Below are 2,368 nucleotides of genomic sequence, written 5' to 3' on the forward strand. Positions count from 1 at the left end.
CCTTATCTTAACATCTTCGTTAGTTAATGTCAACTAAGTTTTTTATTTCGTTTGCCGCGTTCTGCGTTATTGCATCGGCGACTTGTTCTATATTACACTTCATTTGTATAATCGTCAACATGTTTTTTAAAAAACTTTATATTTTATAAATTTCATTTAGGTAATCAAATTTTTTATTTACATATTGCTTCTATATAAATATAGAAGCAATATGTAAAACTATCTACCTGTCGCTATTTCATCATAGTAACTATTGTTCTTTTGATGGCGCCGAACAACTTCCATCAGTACAAGAAAGATCACTTCCACCATCTGCTGAAAGTTCCTGTAACTTCGGTGCAGGATTCTCCTCTTCCCATACTTGCTGAAGTGCACCAACAAAAGTTTCAAGTGGTTGCGCACCTGAAATAGCATACTTTTGATTAATAATAAAATAAGGTACTCCTGAAATTTGATATTGCTGAGCAATCGCTTCATCAATTCTAACATCATTTGCATATGCGCTTTTATCATTAATAACATGTAAAGCTTCCTGTTTCTTTAAGCCTGAAGCTTCAGCGATAGTAACAAGCGTATCCACATCACTTAAATTTTTCGATTCAGTGAAATATGCAAAAAGTAGATTTTCCGTAATCTCTTTTTCTTTCCCTTGATCCTTTGCAAATTTCGCAAGACGATGCGCATCAAAAGTGTTCGTTGGCTTCATCTCATCAAAATTAAAACTTAAACCCATACTAGCTGCATGATTGCCTAGTTGCACGTTATTACGTTTAGCTTCTTCAATACTAATCCCATACTTTGATGCAAGTACTTCATTAATACTTGTTCCAGAATAGATTGGAGCATTTTGGTCTAATTCAAAACTTTTAAACTCAACTTCAACATCCTTCTTATGCGGAAATTGCTCTAAAGCCATTTCTAATCTACGTTTCCCAATATAGCAAAATGGACATACAAAATCTGACCATACTTCAATTTTCATAGAAACACCTCATTAACATGTAGTTTCCAACCATTGTAGCACTGGCACTAAGAAATTCAAAAATTTATGCTTCAAGCCCTATATACTGAAACCTAAAATGAATTTACAAATAGAAAAACGATAATCAAAAGTATTGCTTTCTGATTATCGCATATATAAATCTAATTATGCTGGAATATATCTCCCTACGAACTTCCATACGGTATTCCAATATGTATTCGAATCTATCTTCTCAGCTTCTCCATGTCCAGCACCTGGAACAATTAATTTCTCTTTTTCTACTTTTGCAGCATTATACACTTCATCTAACATTTCAAAAGGAACGAATGTATCCGCATCCCCGTGAATGAATAGCATCGGTGTTTTACTTTTCGCAACTTGTTTAATAGCTGAAGCTTCTTCTAAATCATATCCAGCTCTTAATTTTGTAACTGTATTCGCCGCATTCATAACAGGAAACTTCGGCAAGTGGAATAGATCTTTTAGTTGATAAGTAAATTCATCAATAACAGTTGAGTAACCACAATCTTCAATAATAACTTTAACGTTAGAAGGTAAATCTTCACCTGAAGTCATCATTACAGTTGCTCCGCCCATCGAAACACCAAATAGTGCTATTTCAGCATTAGGGTCTTTCTTTACGATTTGTTGAATCCAAATCAAAATATCTTTACGATCATGCCAGCCCATGCCGATATAATCGCCTTCACTATTTCCATGCCCACGAAGATCTGGCGCTATGACGTTATAACCTTGTTCATAAAAATTTCGGATATATTTCGTCATTTTCGATGCCCTGCTATCATATCCATGAACTACAATTGCCCATTTATGGCTAGATTGTTCATTCATATATTCATAACCTATTAATTTCAACTTATCGATAGAATTTATGTTCAATGTATTAGGTTTATGATTTGCTATAAAGTTCGCATCCTTTTCTTCATTTGTAGCCAACACACCTCCCGATGCGTTCACTGTTTCCACTAAGTGAGGATTATCCTCTAAAAATTCTTTCTCTTGTTTTGCATTCAATGCATAATTATAAAAATAATTCCCGACTAACATATAAGTAATTGCTAGAAGGACTAAAACTACTATAGTAATTACACCTATCTTTTTCATATTATCTCCTTTTCAAAGTTAAATCTTCTTATATTCAAGTACTCAAAAAAACAACTGCACTATTTTAACACACTGGCAGATCACTTCTACAAAAAATGAAATAGAAAATCTTAAACTACACATCGAAAATGATGAAAGAAATTGAATATGAGAGGATTAGAAGAATAAGGATTACTTACAAATTATAATGGTACTTGAGGCTGATAAGTAGTTAGAAACACAAAAAAGACGAGTCATTCTGACTCGTCTTAAGCTTGCTTG

2 protein-coding genes are annotated in these 2,368 nt (G+C 33.4%); both read right to left on the reverse strand.

What is annotated here, in order from left to right; all coding sequences use genetic code 11:
• Positions 1-250 precede the first annotated feature (250 nt).
• Positions 251-982, reverse strand: coding sequence for a DsbA family oxidoreductase (locus ACUN28_RS27930; RefSeq protein ID WP_016089568.1), 732 nt, complete (start codon positions 980-982; stop codon positions 251-253).
• Positions 983-1,147: 165 nt separating this feature from the next.
• On the reverse strand, positions 1,148-2,107 hold the full coding sequence (locus tag ACUN28_RS27935) for an alpha/beta hydrolase (protein WP_016089569.1): 960 nt from the start codon (positions 2,105-2,107) through the stop codon (positions 1,148-1,150).
• Positions 2,108-2,368 lie beyond the last annotated feature (261 nt).

Source organism: Bacillus sp. WC2507 (genome assembly GCF_052656125.1).

Excerpts from the sequence above, each read along its gene's own strand:
- ACUN28_RS27930 (WP_016089568.1), bottom strand. The coding sequence starts at position 982 with ATGAAAATTGAAGTATGGTCAGATTTTGTATGTCCATTTTGCTATATT.
- ACUN28_RS27935 (WP_016089569.1), bottom strand. The coding sequence starts at position 2,107 with ATGAAAAAGATAGGTGTAATTACTATAGTAGTTTTAGTCCTTCTAGCA.